The sequence below is a fragment of the Kocuria sp. LUK genome (assembly GCF_021012935.1).
Classification (GTDB): Bacteria; Actinomycetota; Actinomycetes; order Actinomycetales; family Micrococcaceae; genus Kocuria; species Kocuria flava.
The window spans coordinates 1-633 of sequence record NZ_JAJMZI010000018.1 but is presented as its reverse complement, the minus strand read 5'-3'; the positions used below and the strand labels follow the sequence as shown (position 1 = coordinate 633).

The 633-nt window shown below is 66.7% G+C and carries 1 protein-coding gene; it reads left to right on the top strand.

Going from position 1 to position 633, the window contains the following annotated elements:
• Nucleotides 1-633: polyphosphate kinase 2 (ppk2, locus tag LQU92_RS14835; protein ID WP_230781443.1), on the top strand; the 633-nt coding region annotated here is incomplete at both ends.

The following is a 633-nucleotide window of genomic DNA, read 5'->3' as shown; positions in this document are numbered from 1 at the left end:
CGAGCTGATGTCGCGGGAGGACTACGAGCTGGAGAAGTACCGGCTGCAGATCGAGCTGCTGAAGTTCCAGTACTGGGCCCAGGACCACGAGCTCCAGCACGTGATCGTCTTCGAGGGCCGCGACGCGGCGGGCAAGGGCGGGACGATCAAGCGCTTCACCGAGTACCTCAATCCCCGGGCGGCCCGGGTGGTGGCCCTGACCACGCCCTCGGACCGGGAGCGGGGGCAGTGGTACTTCCAGCGCTATGTCCAGCACCTGCCCACGGCCGGGGAGATCGTGATGTTCGACCGCTCCTGGTACAACCGGGCGGTGGTCGAGCCGGTCATGGGCTTCTGCACCCCGGAGCAGTACGAGCAGTTCATGGCCCAGGCCCCGGTGTTCGAGAAGATGCTCGTGGACTCCGGGGTCCACCTGACGAAGTTCTGGTTCTCCGTCACGCAGCAGGAGCAGCGCACCCGCTTCGCGATCCGCCAGATCGATCCGGTGCGGCGGTGGAAGCTCTCCCCCAACGACCTGGCGTCCCTGGACCGGTGGGAGGACTACACGGAGGCGAAGGAGGAGATGTTCCTGCGCACCGACACCGACCACGCCCCGTGGATCACGGTGAAGTCCAACGACAAGAAGCGCGCCCG